A 594-nucleotide genomic window follows, 5' to 3' on the forward strand; every position below is an offset into this window, starting at 1 on the left:
AAAGTCCAGTAGATACTGAGACAGCAGGGGATAAGCCAGCGGTAGTAGTTGTGACTTACCCAGATGGCTCTCAAGATAAGGTTCCAGTAACGGTTAAGGTTGAAGAGGCTCCAAAGCAAGCTGATAGTAATGAACCAACCCCGGCGGATCAAACGGCTAAGGTTGGTGAAACCCCATCAGCAGAGAAGTCAATCTCTAACTTGCCATCTCTCCCAGAAGGAACGAAAGTATCCTTTGAAAGTCCAGTAGATACTGAGACAGCAGGGGATAAGCCAGCTACTGTAGTTGTGACTTACCCAGATGGCTCTCAAGATAAGGTTCCAGTAACGGTTAAGGTTTCTGAAAATCCAAGGCAAGCTGATAGTAATGAACCAACTCCGGCGGATCAAACGGTTAAGGTTGGTGAAACCCCATCAGCGGAGAAATCAATCTCTAACTTGCCATCTCTCCCAGAAGGAACGAAAGTCTCCTTTGAAAGTCCAGTAGATACTGAGACAGCAGGGGATAAGCCAGCGGTAGTAGTTGTGACTTACCCAGATGGCTCTCAAGATAAGGTTCCAGTAACGGTTAAGGTTGAAGAGGCTCCAAAGCAAG

Annotated in this window: 1 protein-coding gene; it reads left to right on the forward strand. The window is 47.0% G+C overall.

The genetic code is table 11. The annotated features are described in order from the left end of the window. Window positions 1–594 (forward strand): Rib/alpha-like domain-containing protein (locus E4T71_RS08775; protein ID WP_135038953.1); only part of this gene is annotated, 594 nt, incomplete at both ends.

It is taken from the genome of Streptococcus sp. WM07, from assembly GCF_004570525.1.
In the GTDB taxonomy this organism is placed as follows: domain Bacteria; phylum Bacillota; class Bacilli; order Lactobacillales; family Streptococcaceae; genus Streptococcus.